This window comes from Paenibacillus sp. JT22N1, from assembly GCF_059692155.1.
This window is the reverse complement of sequence record NZ_JCAUAW010000013.1, coordinates 191,850-211,214: the sequence shown is the minus strand read 5'-3', so window position 1 is coordinate 211,214 and position 19,365 is coordinate 191,850. Positions and strand designations below refer to the sequence as shown.

At 42.3% G+C, this 19,365-nt stretch carries 23 protein-coding genes; 5 read left to right on the top strand and 18 right to left on the bottom strand.

Annotated elements, in window-relative coordinates; translation table 11 throughout:
* Window positions 1-90: 90 nt before the first annotated feature.
* The 5 genes from AC58UU_RS24715 to AC58UU_RS24695 all read right to left on the bottom strand — a co-directional run bounded on the left by AC58UU_RS24715 (window position 91) and on the right by AC58UU_RS24695 (window position 5,788).
* Window positions 91-753, bottom strand: a complete 663-nt coding sequence (locus tag AC58UU_RS24715; RefSeq protein ID WP_497319619.1) for a response regulator — start codon at window positions 751-753, stop codon at window positions 91-93.
* Window positions 750-1,976: a sensor histidine kinase gene (locus AC58UU_RS24710; RefSeq protein WP_497319617.1), complete on the bottom strand. Its 1,227-nt coding sequence runs from the start codon at window positions 1,974-1,976 to the stop codon at window positions 750-752. The genes AC58UU_RS24715 and AC58UU_RS24710 overlap by 4 nt, the downstream gene beginning before the upstream one ends.
* A 38-nt stretch (window positions 1,977-2,014) precedes the next feature.
* Window positions 2,015-3,586 (bottom strand): putative bifunctional diguanylate cyclase/phosphodiesterase, encoded by a 1,572-nt coding sequence (locus tag AC58UU_RS24705; RefSeq protein ID WP_497319616.1) that lies wholly within the window; start codon window positions 3,584-3,586, stop codon window positions 2,015-2,017.
* A gap of 412 nt (window positions 3,587-3,998) precedes the next feature.
* A complete protein-coding gene (locus AC58UU_RS24700) occupies window positions 3,999-4,568 on the bottom strand; it encodes a TetR/AcrR family transcriptional regulator (RefSeq protein ID WP_497319614.1) in 570 nt (189 codons plus the stop codon).
* A 50-nt stretch (window positions 4,569-4,618) separates the two neighbouring features.
* A complete protein-coding gene (locus AC58UU_RS24695; RefSeq protein ID WP_497319612.1) occupies window positions 4,619-5,788 on the bottom strand; it encodes a YbfB/YjiJ family MFS transporter in 1,170 nt (389 codons plus the stop codon).
* A gap of 136 nt (window positions 5,789-5,924) precedes the next feature.
* Here AC58UU_RS24695 and AC58UU_RS24690 point away from each other — a divergent pair, with 136 nt between their 5' ends.
* Window positions 5,925-6,794, top strand: a complete 870-nt coding sequence (locus tag AC58UU_RS24690; protein ID WP_497319611.1) for a LysR family transcriptional regulator — start codon at window positions 5,925-5,927, stop codon at window positions 6,792-6,794.
* A gap of 75 nt (window positions 6,795-6,869) precedes the next feature.
* On the opposite strand, the gene AC58UU_RS24685 is transcribed toward AC58UU_RS24690, so the two are convergent.
* On the bottom strand, window positions 6,870-7,430 hold the full coding sequence (locus AC58UU_RS24685; RefSeq protein ID WP_497319610.1) for a TetR/AcrR family transcriptional regulator: 561 nt from the start codon (window positions 7,428-7,430) through the stop codon (window positions 6,870-6,872).
* 470 nt (window positions 7,431-7,900) lie between these two features.
* Between AC58UU_RS24685 and AC58UU_RS24680 the strand changes: the two genes are divergently transcribed.
* From AC58UU_RS24680 to AC58UU_RS24665, 4 genes are all read left to right on the top strand, one after another.
* Window positions 7,901-8,638 carry an SDR family NAD(P)-dependent oxidoreductase gene (locus tag AC58UU_RS24680; RefSeq protein WP_497319609.1) on the top strand — a complete coding sequence of 246 codons (738 nt, stop codon included), beginning with the start codon at window positions 7,901-7,903 and terminating at the stop codon, window positions 8,636-8,638.
* A 208-nt stretch (window positions 8,639-8,846) separates the two neighbouring features.
* On the top strand, window positions 8,847-9,947 hold the full coding sequence (locus AC58UU_RS24675; protein WP_497319607.1) for a GerAB/ArcD/ProY family transporter: 1,101 nt from the start codon (window positions 8,847-8,849) through the stop codon (window positions 9,945-9,947).
* Window positions 9,948-9,973: 26 nt separating this feature from the next.
* A complete protein-coding gene (locus AC58UU_RS24670) occupies window positions 9,974-10,261 on the top strand; it encodes a GerAB/ArcD/ProY family transporter (RefSeq protein ID WP_497319606.1) in 288 nt (95 codons plus the stop codon).
* A 2-nt stretch (window positions 10,262-10,263) separates the two neighbouring features.
* Window positions 10,264-10,749 carry a GerAB/ArcD/ProY family transporter gene (locus AC58UU_RS24665; RefSeq protein WP_497319604.1) on the top strand — a complete coding sequence of 162 codons (486 nt, stop codon included), beginning with the start codon at window positions 10,264-10,266 and terminating at the stop codon, window positions 10,747-10,749.
* A gap of 3 nt (window positions 10,750-10,752) precedes the next feature.
* On the opposite strand, the gene AC58UU_RS24660 is transcribed toward AC58UU_RS24665, so the two are convergent.
* The 12 genes from AC58UU_RS24660 to AC58UU_RS24605 all read right to left on the bottom strand — a co-directional run bounded on the left by AC58UU_RS24660 (window position 10,753) and on the right by AC58UU_RS24605 (window position 19,361).
* Window positions 10,753-10,983, bottom strand: coding sequence for a hypothetical protein (locus AC58UU_RS24660; RefSeq protein ID WP_497319602.1), 231 nt, complete (start codon window positions 10,981-10,983; stop codon window positions 10,753-10,755).
* The gene (locus AC58UU_RS24655) at window positions 10,983-12,146 is read right to left on the bottom strand and encodes a Ger(x)C family spore germination protein (RefSeq protein WP_497319600.1); all 1,164 of its coding nucleotides are present in this window, start codon (window positions 12,144-12,146) and stop codon (window positions 10,983-10,985) included. The genes AC58UU_RS24660 and AC58UU_RS24655 overlap by 1 nt, the downstream gene beginning before the upstream one ends.
* Window positions 12,147-12,195: 49 nt before the next feature.
* Window positions 12,196-13,734, bottom strand: coding sequence for a spore germination protein (locus AC58UU_RS24650; protein ID WP_497319599.1), 1,539 nt, complete (start codon window positions 13,732-13,734; stop codon window positions 12,196-12,198).
* 141 nt (window positions 13,735-13,875) lie between these two features.
* Window positions 13,876-14,112 (bottom strand): tautomerase family protein, encoded by a 237-nt coding sequence (locus AC58UU_RS24645; RefSeq protein ID WP_497319598.1) that lies wholly within the window; start codon window positions 14,110-14,112, stop codon window positions 13,876-13,878.
* 97 nt (window positions 14,113-14,209) lie between these two features.
* Window positions 14,210-15,286, bottom strand: coding sequence for an NAD(P)H-dependent flavin oxidoreductase (locus AC58UU_RS24640; protein WP_497319596.1), 1,077 nt, complete (start codon window positions 15,284-15,286; stop codon window positions 14,210-14,212).
* Window positions 15,287-15,349: 63 nt separating this feature from the next.
* Window positions 15,350-15,673, bottom strand: coding sequence for an NIPSNAP family protein (locus AC58UU_RS24635; RefSeq protein ID WP_497319594.1), 324 nt, complete (start codon window positions 15,671-15,673; stop codon window positions 15,350-15,352).
* Between the two features lie 60 nt (window positions 15,674-15,733).
* On the bottom strand, window positions 15,734-16,477 hold the full coding sequence (locus AC58UU_RS24630) for an SDR family NAD(P)-dependent oxidoreductase (RefSeq protein WP_497319592.1): 744 nt from the start codon (window positions 16,475-16,477) through the stop codon (window positions 15,734-15,736).
* Window positions 16,478-16,690: 213 nt separating this feature from the next.
* On the bottom strand, window positions 16,691-17,323 hold the full coding sequence (locus AC58UU_RS24625) for a DsbA family oxidoreductase (protein ID WP_497319591.1): 633 nt from the start codon (window positions 17,321-17,323) through the stop codon (window positions 16,691-16,693).
* Window positions 17,323-17,862 carry an NAD(P)H-dependent oxidoreductase gene (locus AC58UU_RS24620; protein ID WP_497319590.1) on the bottom strand — a complete coding sequence of 180 codons (540 nt, stop codon included), beginning with the start codon at window positions 17,860-17,862 and terminating at the stop codon, window positions 17,323-17,325. The genes AC58UU_RS24625 and AC58UU_RS24620 overlap by 1 nt, the downstream gene beginning before the upstream one ends.
* Window positions 17,863-18,007: 145 nt before the next feature.
* The gene (locus tag AC58UU_RS24615) at window positions 18,008-18,547 is read right to left on the bottom strand and encodes an NAD(P)H-dependent oxidoreductase (protein ID WP_497319589.1); all 540 of its coding nucleotides are present in this window, start codon (window positions 18,545-18,547) and stop codon (window positions 18,008-18,010) included.
* Between the two features lie 69 nt (window positions 18,548-18,616).
* Window positions 18,617-18,940 (bottom strand): NIPSNAP family protein, encoded by a 324-nt coding sequence (locus tag AC58UU_RS24610; RefSeq protein ID WP_497319588.1) that lies wholly within the window; start codon window positions 18,938-18,940, stop codon window positions 18,617-18,619.
* Between the two features lie 97 nt (window positions 18,941-19,037).
* Window positions 19,038-19,361, bottom strand: a complete 324-nt coding sequence (locus tag AC58UU_RS24605; RefSeq protein ID WP_497319587.1) for an NIPSNAP family protein — start codon at window positions 19,359-19,361, stop codon at window positions 19,038-19,040.
* Window positions 19,362-19,365 lie beyond the last annotated feature (4 nt).

The following is a 19,365-nucleotide window of genomic DNA, read 5'->3' as shown; positions in this document are numbered from 1 at the left end:
AGGTCATGTTTTCACAAAGAAAAAGGCAGAACATTTGGTCGCCAAAGCATGATAAATCTCACGCTCTATGCCAAAAGTCATGCCCTTTGATTATATGGAATGACGAACTGAAAACACTGCAACTTGTGTTCTATCTCGTAGCCCAAGCTTAGCAATGAGATTTGAAACGTGATTTTTCACTGTACCTTCCGTTATAAAAAGTAAGCCTGCAATTTCTTTATTATTTAATCCTTGGCCCAATAAAGCTAGTACCTCTTTCTCTCGTTCGGATAAAGATTCCAATTCATTAGGCTCATTTTTACTTAAGGAGTGATCTTTATCCGGGTTCCATTCCGACATTTTCTTAAACTCTTTTAACAGCATTGCCGTTATATTGGGTTGAAATACTGTCCCTCCATTGTATACCGTTTGAATAGCACTTATGATCGCTTCCGATGGCATATCCTTCAATAAATATCCATGTACGCCTTTCTCCAAAACTTGTATGATTAATTCCGCGTCATCGAAAGTAGTAAGAATCAATACCTTCGTCTCCGGAAAGTGCTTGAGAATCAATTCAGCTCCTTCCACGCCATCCGTTCCTGGCATTCGAATATCCATCAACACCACATCAGGTCGCCATTCAAGCGCTTTGGTATAGGCATCTCTCCCATCCACGGCCGTTCCAACCACTTCCATATTAGGTTCCAAACCAATGATGGTCGCAAGACCCTCTCTCATAAGCCGTTGATCGTCAACTATCAGGATCTTCAATGATTCACACGCTCCATTTCCGTTGAAGAATAAGGGAATTTTACTTCAACAGAAAAACCCTTTTTCTGATCCATCCTAAAATGCACCTCTCCGCTGCACTCCCTCACTCTTTCTTGTAAATTAATTAGACCAAACCCTGGCTTCAGTTCAACAGGCACATCTCCATCATTACTTATGCAAATAGAAAATTCGGTCTCGGAATAGGCCAACGAGATTACTGCATTTTTCGCATGTCCATGTTTCTGAGCATTAGTAAGTGATTCCTGCACAATTCGATAAGCAGTTAATTGAAGATCACCCGGTAGTGCGACGGGTATCCCATCCACTTTAAAGATCGTTTGAACCTCTGCAAATTTGGTAAACTCCTCGGATATCTTTTGAAGACTATCATTTAAAGAAGTAGATTTACTAGGTTCATCTCGAATAGCCCTTACCGAAAGTCGGACTTCTTGCAATGTAGCTCTAATTAAATCCTCACATTCCAGATAAGTCTGTTCACTGCGGGATGAATCCAAACTGCTTAGCTTACGAGCCGCCTGCATTTGAACTAACAATGCCGTCAGTTTATGACCTACCGTATCATGAATATCCCGTGCAATACGTACTCTTTCCCTAGTTGCCGCCAACTCTTCCGTCCTGAGGGAATACTCCTGCAATCGCTCATGGGATTGCATCAATTGTGCATACAGCTGCATCGTATCCCTACGTGCGCCTTGATAGAAATTAATTAAAGAGCTCACAATACCTGCGAAAACAATAAACGAACAGGTAATAAAATAGCTAATTTCGTCAAATCGTTTATATAAATACCATTCAATGCTGCCCATCGTAACAATATAGAGTATCAGTAACAAAATACAAGTGATGATGAGCATACGGGTATTCTTTAAAAACATTAAAATTGCCAAAGCCGTAATTCCAATAAAAAGGTGATTTGGGAAATTCCCACCGATATAGATATAACCATAAGAAGCAGACACCAAGAAATCTATGATGAGGAGGTGAAATAGCCAATTTTTATGCTTTTTCATCCTTAAGTAGAATAGATTAACCACAAGAAAAGCCACCAATGAAAAGACAATAAAACTAAGTCTCCAAAAAATCGTAATTGAATTTTCAAAATAAAAAATACCTGTTAGGGCTAAATCAAAAACGAGCTTTAACCCAAAAAACAGTCTCCATGAAAGGGGACTCTTTCTTATTATATCCGTTTCTTGGAGCATTTTCTCTTACTCCCCTCACAATATCATGATGTTCCGCTTTAACATCCCCAGGATTTATTTAATAAACGTTCCACAGCGGAAGCAGGCAAGGGCTTGCAATACAGAAAGCCTTGGGCTTGATGACAGCCGTTATTCAATAAAAATGTATGCTGAGCATAATTTTCTACACCCTCGGCGATGACTTGAAGCTTCAGCTTCCGCGCCAAAGACAAGATCATTTTGGGTAGCACTTTGTCTCTAGGCAAATCCTTGATAAAAGAGCGGTCGATTTTTAACGCATCTACAGTAAAATGCTTTAAATAGTTTAATGAAGAATATCCCGTACCGAAATCATCGATTGAGACATAGATTCCCATATCTTTGAACACCTCCAGGGTGTGAAGGATATGTTTTTCAACCTTCATTAGAGCGCTCTCGGTAATTTCTATTTCCAAGTAAGTGGGATCCAACTGAGATTCTTCTAATATTTCCTTTACGCGATACAAAAATGAGCTGTGGCAGAATTGTTTCGCAGAGACGTTGACTGCAACGCGAACCGGTGGTAATCCTTGCTGCAGCCAACGTTTATTTTGCATACACGCTTCCCGCAGTACCCATTCCCCGAGAGGCACAATAAAACCGGTATCCTCAGCCAAAGAAATAAATTCAACCGGTCCCACGATCCCTTTTACGGGATGATTCCACCTCACCAACGCCTCCAGACTGCTTATCTCCCCCGTGTCCAGCTCGATCCTTGGCTGATATTCCAGAATGAATTGCCGCTTGGTCAAGGCAGATTCGAATTGGGATTTGAACAAGAAACGATTGTCATTTCCCTCATCGTTAGAAGGCTCATACATAACGCAAAGGTTCCTACCGTACTGCTTCGCTTGGTACATGGCCTTATCGGCTTTTTTCATCAAATTGCTGACCGCCGTTCCGTGGTCTGGAAACATGCTGATGCCTGCACTGAGCGTAACACGGATTTCATGATTGTCCAGCAACACCGGGATTTTGAAGGAATCAATGATTCTTTCAGCCACCTTACTTGCATCCTCTGCAGATTGAATATTGTTCACGATGACCGTAAATTCGTCGCCTCCAAGCCGAGCAACTACCCAATCATGACTGACACTTGCTTTAATTCGCTCCGCCGCTTGAATAAGCAGGCGATCCCCTGCATCGTGACCAAGAGAATCATTCACCCATTTGAAATGATCTAAGTCAATGAAAATCAACGCGAGCTTTTGGGATTCTTGTCTGTGCTCATTAATCATTACATCAAATCGATCCATAAAGTGCCTCCTGTTTGACAATCCTGTCAAGGTGTCGTAGAAAGCCAAGCTTTTGATTTCTCTGTCCTTTTCTTTCCGTTGGACGGCTACATCGGTTAGATCGTTTAGAGCCGCGATGATTTCCATCTGTTCCGGTCTAAGATTGCCCCATTCGCCGCGTGCATACCGTGCGTTTTCCCAGTAACCTGAAACGTAGTTCCTCCCTTTTTCTTCAATTTCATGTAATATGCGGTTTAGAGACTCTCCAGCCACGATGAGTGACAAAATATCGGTTTTTATTCTCAAAATAAGGTTTTCCAATTCAATTTCAGGCATCTTCCGTTGTTCTGAATTCATATGACTGCCCCTTTTCCTAATGGCTGCATCATAGGGTAACCCTATCGATGCTGCAATTGCACAAGATAGAAAACAGACCCCAGTTCTGTCAATAGAATGTACACACGCATTCATCATACAATGATGCCTGAAATCCTGTACAATCCTAAATAATGATATCGAGTATCTCAAAATCAGATACCTATATATACAAGAGGTCTAATTGATATTCAATTGTTCAAAATTTTTTCCAATTAAAAAAGGTTTACAATTAAAATAAAAGGAGCTGACGCGGCAGCTCCTTTCATTTTAATTGTATGATGTATCAAGCTTTAAGTATATCGCTGTCCACCTTGAGAGTCAGCTCCATTGCTTTAATATCCCCTACCTATCAAAAGGTAAATTATTTGCAAAAAAATAACCGTCTTCTTTTTTAAGTTAAAGCGGATATTAATCTTTCGGCAATCATGTCAAACCTACTTTTATCCCGAAAACTTCTTGCAAGTAATTGCGCACCTTGAAGCGAAGCAAGGAATTGATGGGCTTCCACATCCGCGGCAGCTTCAAAGTTTAGATGCCCTTCACGCCGCCCTTGATCCAACACTCGCTCTAGCCATTCTAAATTAGCGGTGAAAAGCTGAGCTAGCCCTTCACGTGTCTTACCTGATAAAGTAGCCAAGTCAGTAGAAATCATGACGCCCAGACAAGTACAATAATCTTGAACAGGGCCACCGTAAAGTAAAGTGAATTTGCGTAGCTTTTCCAAATTGTTCTGTGTCTCGGTATCGATTTGAGTAATTGCAGACATAAAATTTCTGTGATACCTTGAAATCAACGCTTCTCCTAAATCCTCCTTGTTTGGGAAATGGTAATGAATACTGGCAGTGCGTATCCCTACTTTTTCTGCAATGTGTGCATAGCTAAATCCGTTAAACCCGACATCCTGAACAATCGACTGAGCAGTATCCAAAATAGCCTCTGCTGTATTTTTAGTTTTAGTCATATTTTAATTCTACCTTTTAGTAGATAGTATTGTCAAACCTCAAACCCTTATCATTTAGCTTGTTTAAGCTTCCGGGCAGTTCGGCCTATACCCAACGGCAAGCTAAGCGCCCCCAAGAAGACGATGAACGCCGCTCCGATTAAAGCGCTGAGATAGTTGCCGTTTCCCGATATCAAAAGACCTGCAATAAGCGGTCCGATTATTTGCCCCAAGCCAAAAAAGGTGGTCAGCAAACCTATAATCTTTCGGTTGTTTTGCGGGTATAAATCCTTGGCAAAAGCGACGGACAGCGTCGTTATCCCCATAAAGGTTACGCCGAACAGAATGGCGCCTGCGAATACAGCGGTTGAAGAAGGAAGAAGAACAGGAATCGCAATGCCTATGGATTGCAGCAGCATGGCAACGGTCAATGTCCACTTTTTTCCCCATCGAGAGGCAAGCATCGACCAACCGACGCACGAAGGCGTCGCGGCAATACCAACCAGTATCCAACTAATTGACGCAATATTGGGGATGTTAGAAACGGACTTGGCAAAAGCTACAAGATAGGTACCGGTAACAATGTAGCCCAAGCCTTCCAAGCCATAGGCAATCATCAAACATATCAAGACCCGCCGAACGGCCGAAGGGTGATGGTCGTGGTCATGAGATGAGCTTAAAGTCTGCGTACCGGTATGCCTGTCCCGCATCGAATACCAGGCTGCCAGACCTAAGATCAGACTGATCAGTCCCAGTCCCTTCCATACTTCGGTCCAATCTCTGTTTTGGGCAAGCAGCGGAACTGAAAGTCCGGTCAGCAGAATGCCCGCTCCCACGCCTCCGTAGAATATTCCGGCTTGGAGCGCCGATAAACGATCCAGTACGATGCTGGATGCGATGACAAACACGATTGCGCTGGCAAGGCCCGACAAAAACCGGAGTACGAGCCATGCCTCTAGGCTGTGGAACACACCCATTCCCCATGTGGTAGCAATACATACGATTAACCCGGCGTACAGCAGCATGGATCGGCTTTTAACCTGGACCAACGTAAGGACAAACGCACCAATCAAATACCCCAAATAATTGCTTGAAGCCAGATAACCCGCACCCGCGGCGGAGAACAGATGGTCATCCATCATCATCGGGAGGATAGGAGTAAAGGCGAACCTTCCGATTCCCATAGCCACCATCAATGCTGCTATGCCTCCGAGCAAAACGATCAAAGTCCTTCTCTCCATTCACTTTCCCTCCTATCTACTTTTCTCTGTTCATTCATTCATCATACAATGATTCCTGTTATCATGTATAATACAGAATAGTGATATTAAATATCTTAAATTCAGATGTCTAAATCTAAATATATAGGAGGTCTAAATGGATATTCAGTTGCTCAAAGTGTTTTTTACCACGGCGCACGAAGGTAGCATTTCTAAAGCGGCTCATAAATTAAACTTTGCCCAATCCAACGTCACCCATAAGATTCAACAGCTGGAGACCGATTTGCAGACTCAGCTTTTTTACCGCCACAATCGGGGTATTACGCTTACCCCTTCCGGTCAAATCCTTGTTTCCTATGCGGAGAAAATATTGCATGTCATTCAGGAAGCCAGATTGGCCGTCGGAGACTCCTCCGTTCCCGCAGGGCCGCTTCATATCGGGGCTCTGGAAACAACCGCCGCCGTTCGGCTGCCTACGCTGCTTACTAAATATCATACCGAATATCCAGCGGTCGACTTCTCTTTAATTACCGGTACTTCCGAGCAGCACATTCATGCCGTTCTTCATTATGAGCAGAACGGAGCATTCGTGGCCGGTCCTGTGGAGCATCCCGATTTGGTTCAGGAAAACGTCATTGATGAGGAGCTGGTACTTGTCACCTCGGTCTCCCATCCGCCTATTAATTCCATCCATGATATGCAGCTGGCTACGCTTCTCGTATTCCACAGCGGCTGTTCCTACCGGGCAAAATTAAATCAGCTGCTCCAAGATGAAGGCATATTGCCCGTTAAGCTGATGGAATTCGGATCGATTGAAACTATTATAGGTTGTGTAGGCGCCGGCCTCGGCATTGCTCTTTTGCCGCGTTCCATCATAGCCGAGTCGGAAAAGCAAGGCCGAATCCGCTGCCATGAGATCCCCGGCAAGCATGCCATCGTCACAACCGTGTTCATCAGGCGCAAAGACGCTTTAATCACGCCCGCATTGTCAGCCTTCTTATCGGAGATACGAGCCCATTTTAGCTAAAGGCTTACTAAAAGAAGAGCAATTGAACAGGCTGTCAGCCTATCCAATTGCTCTTCTTCATTCACATAGGATCGTTTATGCAAGGTGTTCAATAAGCAGCGACGCAATTTCCTTGCCATGCTGTGCTGCCAATGGATCCGTTTGAAGCATTGTTATGGTGATAGCTCCTTCTACTAAGAGATAAACCCCATTTGCTAACATTGCTGGATGCTTCACATCCGATTCTTGGACTAAATCCGTTATATAATCCTTTAAATAGGTTTTATATTTATTTGCTGCCTCATTATAAGGGTGCGTAGGATCTGAAAACTCAGAAGCGGTTTTAATAAACGCACAGCCATTAAAATCGGGTTCCTGGAACCACTCCCCCAATACGTCGAACATGGCCACTAACTTTCCCTTAGTCGTTTGACTCAATTTATCTATGGATTGGCTGAACCATTCTCTCCACATTTCATCTTGTCTTAACAAATAAGCTAAGACCAGTTCATCTTTGGATTTGAAATTATTATATAAAGTCATTTTCACGATTTGCGATTCGGCAGCAACTTGATCAACGCCAGTTGCTCGTATACCTTGCTTATAAAACAAATCTGAGGCAACATTCAGAATGTGCTCTTTTTTGCTTTTTTTCATTAGCTCTCACCTCTTTCACTCAGCTAACGTACAGACTGTGAATTTATTGTAATCTGAAAGTTCATGAATCGCAAGAATCGAATAAATCAAAAGGTCTGCCAAGGGGCAGACCTTTTGATTTATCGAGATATAGGAGCTTTCTTCCTATTAGAAGCTAATGCCAAAATAAACCTTTGTAATTATACAGACCTGTATGTATACTATCGTCATAAGCTAGATGGTTATAGCTTAAAAGGAGGCTAGACAAATCTCAGCTTCACAAATACATTTAGCAATCATCTATTACAATTCCAACGGAACTAACTTTGAGCGATGAAGGAAGACGTTCGCGCTGCTTCTGAATATCAAGCAAAACGCACCGTATCCATTGCTAAATGGGTGAAAAACGGTTCTGTATAATAGCTATCATTTATTAAGATCATACATGTAGGCGATTCATTACATTAGAAAATCACATGGAGGAATAACATATGACTATTCAAGGAAAAGTATTTGTGATAACTGGCGGAAGCAGTGGTTTTGGGAAAGCTATGGCGATTGAGATGGTGAATCGAGGAGCAAATGTTGTTATCAATGGACGAAGAGAACAAGAGTTGGCTAATGCTGCAAAAGAAATCGATCCTACAGGAAAACAAGTACGGTTTGTTGCCGGTAATATTGCAGATCCTAAGATCGCGCAGCGCTTAATCGACGAAAGTTTGGCTCACTTTGGACGCATCGATACACTAGTTAACAATGCAGGAATTTTCATGTCCAAGCCATTTACAGAGTATACAGAAGAGGACTTTACAACGTATTTATCCACGAATGTCATCGGGTTCTTCCACGTTACCCAACGTGCGGTGGCTGAGATGGTGAAACAAGGAACGGGACACATCATTAACATCACGACGAGTCTTGTTGACCAACCGTCGGCTGCGGTTCCTTCCGTACTTGCCTCATTGACGAAGGGCGGTCTGAAATCGGCGACGAAATCACTGGCAATTGAGTATGCGTCCAGAGGAATTCGCGTGAATGCAGTGTCACCTGGGGTAATTAAAACACCAATGCACCCTGTTGAATCACACGAAGCCCTAGCTAAACTGCATCCAATGGGACGAATGGGCGAGCCACATGAGATCGTCGATGCAGTTTTATATCTGGATTCTGCCAACTTCGTAACTGGTGAGATCCTTTATGTTGATGGTGGACAGAATGCTGGTCACTAAGCAAATTTAGCAGCAGATAGGGTCTAGCTGAAGAATATTCTCTTGATTATACCTATTTTCTATTTAAGAAAGCTTGAGCAATCAGGCTTTCTATTTTTTTATGTAGGTGGATTTAATCTAGAAGAGTTATTCCTGAATTACTTGCCACCTGTATACAAGATGTTAAGAAGGGAATACTTGGATGAATCTGCTCTGAAGGAGAACGCGAATGGAATCCACTGAAAAAATATCGGGAACTCAATTATGTTTGTTACTTTTTTCCTTTATAGCTCCCATCGTCATTCTTATCATACCAGGCGTGGAGTCGAAGTTCTCCAAGCAAGATACATGGATAACTATTTTTCCTGCTGTCTTGATCGGGGCATTAACGATTTGGGTGATGATCCTATTGTCGAATCGCTACCCGGGTCTTACGATTATACAGTACAGCTCTCAAATTATAGGGAAATGGCCTGCAAAATGCTTAGGATGTTATCTTATTTATTACTGGATTAATTTTGATTTCGTCGTTCTTAATCAACACATACAGTTTATAAATACCGTTCTGCTCCTAAGAACTCCTGCTATTGTTGTCAGTCTAACGTTGGCACTCTTATGCGGTATAGCAGCCTATATGGGTATCGGATCTATCGCAAGAAGTAATGAGTACATTTCCTTACTCATCATTATTTTGTTGATTCCACTCTTGATACTCATGCTCGCGGAATCTGATTCGGAGCGGATCCTTCCTGTGATGAGTCAAGGAATGGTTCCAGTCCTTCAGGCGTCCGTATACCCAACCGCTTACTTAAGCCAATTCTTTATTTTGGGGTGGCTTCTTCCTTATTTGAATCAACCGAAAAAAGCAACCAAAGTTTCGTTCATCGCATTGTTGCTTATCTCTGGTCTTCTCTGCATTACGGTTATACCTCTGATTATGATCTTTGGGCCGTTAACGGAAAAATTGACTTTTCCAGTATTAGAAGTAGTTCGGTATATAGGTATAACAGGAAGCTTTGAACGCTTGGAAGCTATAGGGGTGGCTATATGGGTTATGGGTTGCTTTGTTAAAGATTCTCTCGTCTGCTTTATTATATGTCTAAGTGTATGCCATCTTTTTAACATTAGAAATTACAAGAACTTTGTATTCCCTATAACGATTTTGGGAGCGATAGGATCGGTTTCGGTTTTTAAATTTTACTCCACTGATTTGAATACTTATCTTAAATATTCTTTTCCAAGTTACGCATTTTTTACACAATTTATTTTACCCCTTACACTTCTAATGATTGATACGATAAAGAGGCGCTGGAAGAAGTCAGTGGTTTAGATTATTTGTACTGAAGGAGAACGCGAATGGAGTCCGCTGAAAAAGTATCGGGAACTCAATTATGTTTGTTAATTTTTTCCTTTATAGCTCCCACAGTCATTCTTATCATGCCGGGAATGTTGTCAAAAATCTCCAAGCAAGATGCGTGGATAACGATTTTTCCTGCTGCCTTGATCGGGTCATTAACGATTTGGGCGATGATCATATTGTCGAATCGCTATTCCGAGTCTTACGATCATCCAGTACAGCTCTCAAATCATAGGGAAATGGCCTGGAAAATGCTTAGGATGTTATTTTATTTATTACTGGATTAATTTTGATTTCGTCATTCTTAAAAGCAACCAAAGTTTCGTTCATCGCATTGTTGCTTATCGCTGGTCTTCTCTGCATTACTGTTATACCTCTGATTATGATCTTTGGGCCGTTAGTGGAAAAATTGACTTTCCCAGTGTTAGACGTAGTTCGGTATGTAGGTATAAAGGGAAGCATTGAACGCTTGGAAGCTTTTGGGGTAGCTATTTGGGTTATGGGTACCTTTATTAAAGTATCTGTCACCTTCTTTCTTATATGTCTAAGTATGAGCCATCTTTTTAACATTAGAAATTACAAGGACTTTGTATTCCCTTTAACGATTTTGTCAGTGATAGGATCGGTTACGGTTTTTAATTTATACTCCAGTGAATTGAATACTTATCTTAGATATTCATTTCCAAGTTATGCATTTTTTACGCAATCCATTTTACCCCTTACACTTCTAATGATTGATACGATAAAGAGGCGCTGGAGGAAGTCAGAGGTTTAGACTTCATTGTTTAAAAATGATTTTTCCGATGGGCTCAAAAACGAATCTCACAGGAGCTGTTATGCTTGGTATTTGAACATGGGCAAATAATAAAAAGCCTAGAATCATACATAATCCCATCAAACCACTATATACAACAGCCACTTTAGGTTGTTTGTTTTTTAGAAACATCTGAACTTTATAGCAAGACCAACCCAACGTGAAAATAACAAAAGTTGATATTTGCAGCATCATTATTCGGACTCCTTTTCTTTCGATTCGAAGGAAGAATGTACCATTCCCTCTCCTTTTATTATCAGGTTAACTTCAACCGATATCTCTACCTCTGGAAACAGAGCATCCCATTGATTTTTCAAAATTGCCCATTTTTCAGGGTTATGCTTATAAATTTCATGGCCAAAGCCCACGCTATCCACTTTATATTTCTTTTGGATTTTAAATATAACATCTTGGACTTGTTTCTTGGCTGCATCTTCCAGCACTTTTGTTATTAGCTTCAAATTCTTTGGTTCGTTGATATCCAGACCGGAATTATTCTCGGCCAAACTTCCTTGACCTTCCAATTGAATCTTAAATTGTACAGAATCATGCCCAGTCTGCGTAATGATTTTGCGGTCAGCATGGGTTATCAACATCCCAACTTCCCCCTTCCCTTCGGGTAAATTTGCCGTGATTCGACCGAACTTCAGCTTGTCCGTCACCCACATCAGCCCCAATGTTTCATTTATATCTAATAAACCGGATAGTTTTAAATCTTTAAAAACGCCGGCGCCCGCTAACCTAAATAGTTGCTTATGTGGATCTTTGGAGTGGATATCAGATTCAATTACCCCTACAATGGGATGAACACCCTGACTTTCAAACGAAATAAAAAAATCCTTCAATGTTACGGCTAAATCATCTCCCGAATTTTCCACTTCCCTCACTGCTTCGATTGGCACTTGCTTTAAAGGATAATTCATTTGCAAAATATCCTGCGCTGCTTCCCCTTTAACAACCATGATATAGGTCTTTAAGCGATTTCTTGGGTCATGCATAAAGACATCTAGTACACCTTGAATGCCATGCTTAGCTAAACGTTCACTAATAAACACAACACTGCGATGAGAGAAGAACAATTTACGTGGGCTTTTCTTCTGAAGTTTTTGATGAATTTCATTTCCATTCTTTCCTTCTGCGCTTATAACGAAAAATTTATCTTTGCTGCCGCTCCCTCCGCCACTCATTCCTCCTTCAATAGATGGCGTTGCGATTTGAAGGGAACATAGCTGGTTGCCGTTGTCCGACAGGTCCATTGCAGTACCCGTGACAAATGCAAGATCATTCATTTCCGTACGATCCCAACACCCGCTAATAAAGACAAATACGAGAAGTATCTTATATTTTAGTCTTCTCATCTCTTAACCCCAATCCTTTCATCCGCCTCACCTAAATGTCTAAGAACTGCTAAGACCGACCGCCCTCTTGATTCGATCTTGTCGACGAGCGAACTTTCGCCCAAATCGGTATCCTTATCAAAACATCCTTCAAGCCGGTCAACTTAAGCGGAGAGACTGGAGAAAAATAAAGAACCCCGAAAGAACGAAGGGAGGTCACGTGTAATATGATGCCTATCAATCCTAGAACAATGCCATAGAGGCCCAGTCCCCCCGCCAAGAATAACATTGGAAAACGAAGTAATCGGATCCCATTACCAAAACTATATCGAGGAATCGTAAACGCCGCAATTCCAGTGATGGACACGATAATGACGACTGGAGCAGATATTAATCCCGCTTGAACCGATGCCTGGCCAATGACTAAACCTCCAACGATACTTATGGTTGGGCCTATCTGTTTAGGCAGACGATTTCCGGCTTCCCGCAGGCCTTCAAATATGACTCCCATTAGTAAAGCTTCAATCATCGCAGGAAAGGGAACGGCTTCCCTCGAGGCAGCAATACTCAGCACAAGATTAGTGGGTATCATTTCCTGATGGAAGGTCGTAATAGCTACATACAATGAAGGTAAAAATATCACTAAATTGATAAAGAGGAATCGAATCCATCGAACAAAAGTAGCGACTGGCCAACGAGTATAGTAATCTTCACTTGCCTGAAGTCCTGTCCAGAACGTCATCGGAACAATAAGGACAATTGGGGTAGTATCCACAAGAATGGCTACTTTTCCTTCAAGCAATTCAGCAGCCACCACATCCGGACGTTCTGTATTGTGGACTTGGGGAAATATTGAAAACGGTTGATCCTCAATAAATTCTTCGATATACGCTGATTCGAGTACACCGTCCACTTGTATGGCATTCAATCTTGTTCTAACTTCGTCAACTAATGTTTCCTGCACAATACCCTTTAGGTAGGTAATGGCTATTCGCGTCTTGGACAGCTCTCCTAGGGTAATATATTCTACCTTTAATTTTGATGTTTTGAGTCTGGTACGTATCAGACTTATGTTTGTTGAAATATGTTCAATGAAGCCGTCCCTTGGGCCGTATATAACCGGCTCGGATGACGCTTCTTCAATACTTCTTTTAGATAAACCAGGAATTGAAACCATCATTACGTTACTGCTGCCTGCCGTTAGAATGGCGGCATAACCCTCTAATATGTTTTGAATGGTTTCCGATACTTTTGTAGAGCTATTCGTGGTTCCAATGGAGATCACCTCACTTTTAAGATCTCCTGCTTCCTTCGGAAATTTATCATTGGTTAAGCTCGTGAGCATTGGTTTAATTACATGCTCTTCGAGCATTTTTGTATCAATCAAGTTATCTATGTAAACAATGAGCCATTGAAGGTTATGGTTACCTTCTATCTTTCGGTATTGCAAGTCAGAACAATCCTGAAATGTTTCTTTTAAAATCTTTTCGTTTTGCTCGATATCCGATGTAAACTCATTATTATTGTCTTCTTCCAGGTTATTGCTTTTCATTTTAGGAAGATTTTGATAATTATTGAATGTATCTTTACTTCTTATAAACCATCTCATGAAAACTCCTCCTGGTTGACACAGTCACTGCTATTATTCCAAATAGAGTAAGACATATACGATTGAATAAAGATGCCCCTTATAAAAATCGAACCCAGTGCCGTGTTGGCACTGGGTTCGATTAAAAAGATATTAAAGTAATTACTTCATCTTAGCGGCAAGCTGTCTGCGATACTCCAACGCAGGTAGTCCGCCCCAACCCCAATTCTCGGTATCAACCTCTTCGATAACTACGAAGGTTGATTCTAACGGCTTGTTCAGAACATTAAGCAGAAGTTCGCTAGCTCCTTTAATAAGCGCTGCCTTTTCTTCTGCTGTGACAGACTGACGATCTGGTGCGGTACCCTCACGGGTTACTTGTATCGTAACGATCGGCATTTTAATTCTCCCCCATTCGGAATAATATGTTTTGTTATTATTGTCCTAAACCGTTTTTAACCCATTGAACCATGGATACACATGTTATGGGTATCGCTTAATAGAGAATCGTTTGCGCCTGATTGATAGTGTCTTGCACGATACTCTCTGCATTTTGGCCAGAAGTAAGCATCCGCAAACCTTGCCCTGCCCACAAAGACATATAATCGGGATTATTTTGCTTGGCCGCAGCATTTCTAATATCCCTTGTTGCTGTATTTTGGGTAGGGAACGGAAGCGGCTCTAACCCACTCTTCTCCCAGACCTCGATAAATTCATTAGCAACCCCTCTGGCCGGACGACCGGAAAACACGTTCGTGATCACCGTGCTCTCCTCGGTGCTAACAAGCAGTTTTTGCTGATACGAGATATGCGCTCCCGATTCAACCGCAGTCAGGAAGCGCGTTCCCATCTGCACACCCTGTGCCCCAAGAGCAAGGGCGGCGACAAGCCCGCGGCCATCCATAATCCCTCCTGCCGCAATGACCGGAACATGAACACGGTCAACAATTTGCGGCACTAAGGCCATTGTGCCGATATTAGCACCCATGGGACGATTGAAGATGTCAAATGTCCCACGATGCCCCCCGGCCTCGCTGCCCTGAGCCACAATCGCGTCGCATCCCGCCTGTTCCGCAAGGAGCGCTTCATTGACCGTCGTCACCATTGTGACAATTCGAATGCCGGCCGCATTGGCTTGCTCAATCATGTGTGCAGGAAGAACGCCAAACGCTGTGCTGACAACCGGGACTTTTTCCTCCAGCACAACGGCGAATTGTTGCTCGAAATGATCTGGCGTTCGCACGGCTTCTCCCGCGACCAGCGGTAGCCCGAATTTATTTCGCATATCATTCAGTTCCCGTTGAACTTCTTCAGTTCTCGTATTGTCGTCGGTAGCCCGAATAGCAAATAAATTCACTCCAAAGGGAGCCTTCGTTAACTTACGAATGTCACGAATCGCACTGCGGATCGCTTCGGGCTCCATATAAGCGGCTCCTAGCGTGCCAAGCCCACCCGCATTGGATACGGCCGCAGTCAAGCTGACCGTTCCAGGTCCACCTGCCATGCCAGCCAAGAAGATGGGGTAACGAATATTAAAAATGCGACAAAGTTCTGTGTCAAGTTTCATATTCATCTTCCTCCCCTCAAAAAATTTATCTTCCATCCCTCATCGTTATTGGATAGTGTTTTCGCGCTTTTAATCCATTTGGAAAAACGGCGCGTTTTTCATATAGACAATATCGATTTTCTCATGAAGGGGACCGTTTTGTTCGGTTCTATCCTTAAGCGCCAGCCATTCTGGATCCTCAAGAAAGGCTTGGAAGTTCCGTTCACGGGATGCCGCGTCCAGATGCTCAAGTACGTAATACAACCGATCCTTTGATTCGTCCACATCAACCCAAAAATTAGTTACCTTCATGTCATGCTTAGCAAAAATTCTTATCGTATCATCCCGAAACCGATCCAGTATCGCTTGCATGCGGCCGGGAACCACTTGATAAATCCGCAGTTCGTACAGCATAAACGCCATCCTCCTTTTCTGAACTCAGTATTTGTCTGTATTCAAAAGATTATTTACGGCTTACCACTGTCCGGCATTTTGACCGCCATCGACATGAAGAATCTCTCCGGTCACGAATTGTGCGGATTCCAGATACACAATGGCGTCAACAATATCCTGAGCCTCGCCCATTCGGCCCACTGGGTGCAATTGAGCCAAATATTCATGTGTCTCAACCGCATGCATCGGTGTTTTAATGACCCCTGGCGCGACTGCGTTCACGCGAATGCCCTTGTCAGCATACTCAATCGCCAGCGATTTCGTTGCCGCGTTCAAGCCTCCTTTGGTCAGCGCGGTAAGTACGGCTGGCACGGCTTTAAGAGACTGCTCTGCGCCTCCGCTTGCCGTGATGTTGATGATATGGCCGGAACCCGCCTTCAGCATCTCGGTCAGCGCACGCTGAGTAACTTGAAAGAATCCTACCACATTGATGGACAGTATCGATTCAAAATCCGTTTCAGTGAAGTCCGTGAATGATTTCGCTATAAAAATGCCGGCACTGTTCACCAGTGTGTCGATACGTCCAAAGCGCGAAAGTGCTTCGCCGATTAAGCGTTCAGCTATTTGGGGATCTGAAATGTCGCCGGCAACATATGCGACATGCGCGCCTGTCGGATCGATTTCATTTGCAGCCTCTACCAGAGCTTGTTCGCGGCGGCCACTGATGACTACATTGGCTCCTCGTTTCACCAGTTCAAGTGCCGCTGCTTTTCCAATACCGCTGCTTCCACCTGTAATTACTGCTACTTTACCTTGAACACTCATTTTTTATATTCTCCTTTGTTATCTACCTATCAAAAGGTAGTTTATGTTTGAGAAATATCAGACCTTTTGATTTACTCATTCATCATACAATGATTCTATTATCCTGGATATTACAGAATAATGATATTGAGTATCTCAAATTAAGATATCTAAACCGAGGAAGTCTATATTCTAGAAACAATGAGATAGTCGATGGCGAGCCATTGCAGCAGCTTAACTATTCTCAAACACTCTTATAAGATCACTAGGAGATTGTAGACCAGATAGGCTGACCTTCTCGTTGATGACAAAGTAAGGCACCCCTCTGATTCCCAGCTTTTCCGCGTTGCTCTGATCTAATTCAACCTTTTCAATCCCGTCGCCTTTTATAAGCCGCATTTTGAGTTCAGCAGCATCATCAGTGATCCCGTTTGCTATTGCTATTTCCACAAGTTTATCCACATTACCGATATCGATGCCATTTTCAAAATAAGCCGTATATATCTTCTCAATCAATTGCTCTTGCAAGTTCTCTGGCGTAATAGCTATTAACTGATGGGATAAGGTAGTATTCGGTGTATATTTCACAATATCCATATTAAATGTATGGCCGAAATGAGCACCGGTTTCATTATACTGCCTCATTCTTGCTTCGAATTGAGGAACCCCGCCTAATCTGCCAATCATAACCTGGCGATAATCTTCTCCTTCAGGACGAATACCAGGATTAATCTGAAAAGCATGCCAACGAACGGTTGCCTTAGTGCCTTCTGGCAATTGTTTCAAAGCGGTTCGCAGACTACTAGTTCCCATACGACACCAGGGACACGTCGTATCCATATAAACATCAATGATCAAGTCTTCCATTAGTCCACCACAACTGGCTTTACCGTTTTAATATGATTAATGTAATCGATGCTGCTCTGTGCTAATCGTTCATCCGTAACGATAGAAGTGTCGTTTAGTGAAAAGTGAGGCAGATAAGAGGCACTAATAAAATGAGCAAGTGCTTCTATAGGTCGCAATATTTCTCGCAGGGTAAAGCGATTGAACCCGGTTGCTTGATACGACTCTTCCGTACCATAGGTCGAGATCGCAACACCGATTTCTTTACCTACTGTTTTAGTGCCATCCGGACCATAAGCCCAGCCGTATAGCAATACAGAATCAAACCACTTTTTGAGTAATGGCGGTGTGCTGTACCAATAAAGCGGATATTGAAAAATAATCCGGTCATGCGCTTCAATCAACTGCTGTTCTCTAGCAACATCGATAATCTCGTCTGGGTATGCTTTATATAATTCATGAATCGTGATATCATCATGCTTTTGCAATTCCTCCACCCATGCTTTATTCCAGTTGGATGCGTCGATGTTCGGGTGAGTAACGATTACTAAAGTTTTCATTTTATTTGCTCCATTTCATCATTGTTTTTAGAAATCTTTTTTAATTTACATACAGGTTCCTACATGATTTTCATTTGTTATCAAAAAATGATACGTTTTTCATAAATATACTTTCTTGCTTCTTAACTAAGGGTCAAGTCTTTCATTAGTCCACCACAACTGGCTTTACCGTTTTAATATGATTAATGTAATCGATGCTGCTCTGTGCTAATCGTTCATCCGTAACGATAGAAGTGTCGTTTAGTGAAAAGTGAGGCAGATAAGAGGCACTAATAAAATGAGCAAGTGCTTCTATTGGTCGCAATATTTCTCCCAGGGTAAAGCGATTGAACCCGGTTGCTTGATACGACTCTTCCGTACCATAGGTCGAGATCGCAACACCGATTTCTTTACCTGCTGTTTTAGTGCCATCCGGACCATAAGCCCAGCCGTATAGCAATACAGAATCAAACCACTTTTTGAGTAATGGCGGTGTGCTGTACCAATAAAGCGGATATTGAAAAATAATCCGGTCATGCGCTTCAATCAATTGCTGCTCTCTAGCAACATCGATATTCTCGTCTGGGTATGCTTTATATAATTCATGAATTGTGATATCGTCATGCTTTTGCAATTCCTCCACCCATGCTTTATTCCAGTTGGATGCGTCGATGTTCGGGTGAGTAACGATTACTAAAGTTTTCATTTTATTTGCTCCATTTCATCATTGTTTTTAGAAATCTTTTTAATTTACATACAGGTTCCTGCATGATTTTCATTTGTTATCGAAAAATGATACGTTTTTCATAAATATACTTTCTTGCTTCTTAACTAAGGGCCCATCAAGTTCTGAGATTCGTTTTACTTCAATCCATTCAGGATCGTTGCGGAAACGATCATAGTTAAGGTTTCGCATTTCCATATTGGCATGCTCAACAACATAATAAAGACGGTTATTCGCTTCATCCGAATCTTCCCAGAAATGCGTCACTTTCATACCATGATTCATAAATAATTTAATAACATGATCTCTGAACCTGTCTTGGATAACCTTCATCTTGCCTGGATTTACATCATAAACTCGCAGCTCATATAACATCTCTATCCTCCTCCATTTATGAAAAATTGTTTGTTTACTACAAAATTTCGCCGCTAACAATATCCAAATATTAGTGAGGCGAATAGCCCGTGGGCATTTACTTGATTTGGAAAAAAGCCGCGTTTTTCATATAAACAATATCGATTTTCTCATGTAGGGGGCCGTTTTGTTCAGTTCTTTCCTTAAGCTCAAGCCATTCTGGATCCTCCAGAAAGGCTTGGAAGTTCCGTTCACGGGATGCCGCGTCCAGATGCTCAAGTACGTAATACAACCCATCCTTTGATTCGTCCGCGTCTACCCAAAAATTCGTTACCTTCATGTCATGCTTAGCAAAAATTCTTATCGTATCATCCCGAAACCGATCCAGTATCGCTTGCATACGGCCAGGAACCACTTGGTAAATCCGCAGTTCGTATAGCATGAAC

Excerpts from the sequence above, each read along its gene's own strand:
- AC58UU_RS24710 (WP_497319617.1), bottom strand. The coding sequence starts at position 1,976 with ATGCTCCAAGAAACGGATATAATAAGAAAGAGTCCCCTTTCATGGAGA.
- AC58UU_RS24705 (WP_497319616.1), bottom strand. The coding sequence starts at position 3,586 with ATGAATTCAGAACAACGGAAGATGCCTGAAATTGAATTGGAAAACCTT.
- AC58UU_RS24700 (WP_497319614.1), bottom strand. The coding sequence starts at position 4,568 with ATGACTAAAACTAAAAATACAGCAGAGGCTATTTTGGATACTGCTCAG.
- AC58UU_RS24695 (WP_497319612.1), bottom strand. The coding sequence starts at position 5,788 with ATGGAGAGAAGGACTTTGATCGTTTTGCTCGGAGGCATAGCAGCATTG.
- AC58UU_RS24690 (WP_497319611.1), top strand. The coding sequence starts at position 5,925 with ATGGATATTCAGTTGCTCAAAGTGTTTTTTACCACGGCGCACGAAGGT.
- AC58UU_RS24685 (WP_497319610.1), bottom strand. The coding sequence starts at position 7,430 with ATGAAAAAAAGCAAAAAAGAGCACATTCTGAATGTTGCCTCAGATTTG.
- AC58UU_RS24680 (WP_497319609.1), top strand. The coding sequence starts at position 7,901 with ATGACTATTCAAGGAAAAGTATTTGTGATAACTGGCGGAAGCAGTGGT.
- AC58UU_RS24675 (WP_497319607.1), top strand. The coding sequence starts at position 8,847 with ATGGAATCCACTGAAAAAATATCGGGAACTCAATTATGTTTGTTACTT.
- AC58UU_RS24670 (WP_497319606.1), top strand. The coding sequence starts at position 9,974 with ATGGAGTCCGCTGAAAAAGTATCGGGAACTCAATTATGTTTGTTAATT.
- AC58UU_RS24660 (WP_497319602.1), bottom strand. The coding sequence starts at position 10,983 with ATGATGCTGCAAATATCAACTTTTGTTATTTTCACGTTGGGTTGGTCT.
- AC58UU_RS24655 (WP_497319600.1), bottom strand. The coding sequence starts at position 12,146 with ATGAGAAGACTAAAATATAAGATACTTCTCGTATTTGTCTTTATTAGC.
- AC58UU_RS24650 (WP_497319599.1), bottom strand. The coding sequence starts at position 13,734 with ATGAGATGGTTTATAAGAAGTAAAGATACATTCAATAATTATCAAAAT.
- AC58UU_RS24645 (WP_497319598.1), bottom strand. The coding sequence starts at position 14,112 with ATGCCGATCGTTACGATACAAGTAACCCGTGAGGGTACCGCACCAGAT.
- AC58UU_RS24640 (WP_497319596.1), bottom strand. The coding sequence starts at position 15,286 with ATGAATATGAAACTTGACACAGAACTTTGTCGCATTTTTAATATTCGT.
- AC58UU_RS24635 (WP_497319594.1), bottom strand. The coding sequence starts at position 15,673 with ATGCTGTACGAACTGCGGATTTATCAAGTGGTTCCCGGCCGCATGCAA.
- AC58UU_RS24630 (WP_497319592.1), bottom strand. The coding sequence starts at position 16,477 with ATGAGTGTTCAAGGTAAAGTAGCAGTAATTACAGGTGGAAGCAGCGGT.
- AC58UU_RS24625 (WP_497319591.1), bottom strand. The coding sequence starts at position 17,323 with ATGGAAGACTTGATCATTGATGTTTATATGGATACGACGTGTCCCTGG.
- AC58UU_RS24620 (WP_497319590.1), bottom strand. The coding sequence starts at position 17,862 with ATGAAAACTTTAGTAATCGTTACTCACCCGAACATCGACGCATCCAAC.
- AC58UU_RS24615 (WP_497319589.1), bottom strand. The coding sequence starts at position 18,547 with ATGAAAACTTTAGTAATCGTTACTCACCCGAACATCGACGCATCCAAC.
- AC58UU_RS24610 (WP_497319588.1), bottom strand. The coding sequence starts at position 18,940 with ATGTTATATGAGCTGCGAGTTTATGATGTAAATCCAGGCAAGATGAAG.
- AC58UU_RS24605 (WP_497319587.1), bottom strand. The coding sequence starts at position 19,361 with ATGCTATACGAACTGCGGATTTACCAAGTGGTTCCTGGCCGTATGCAA.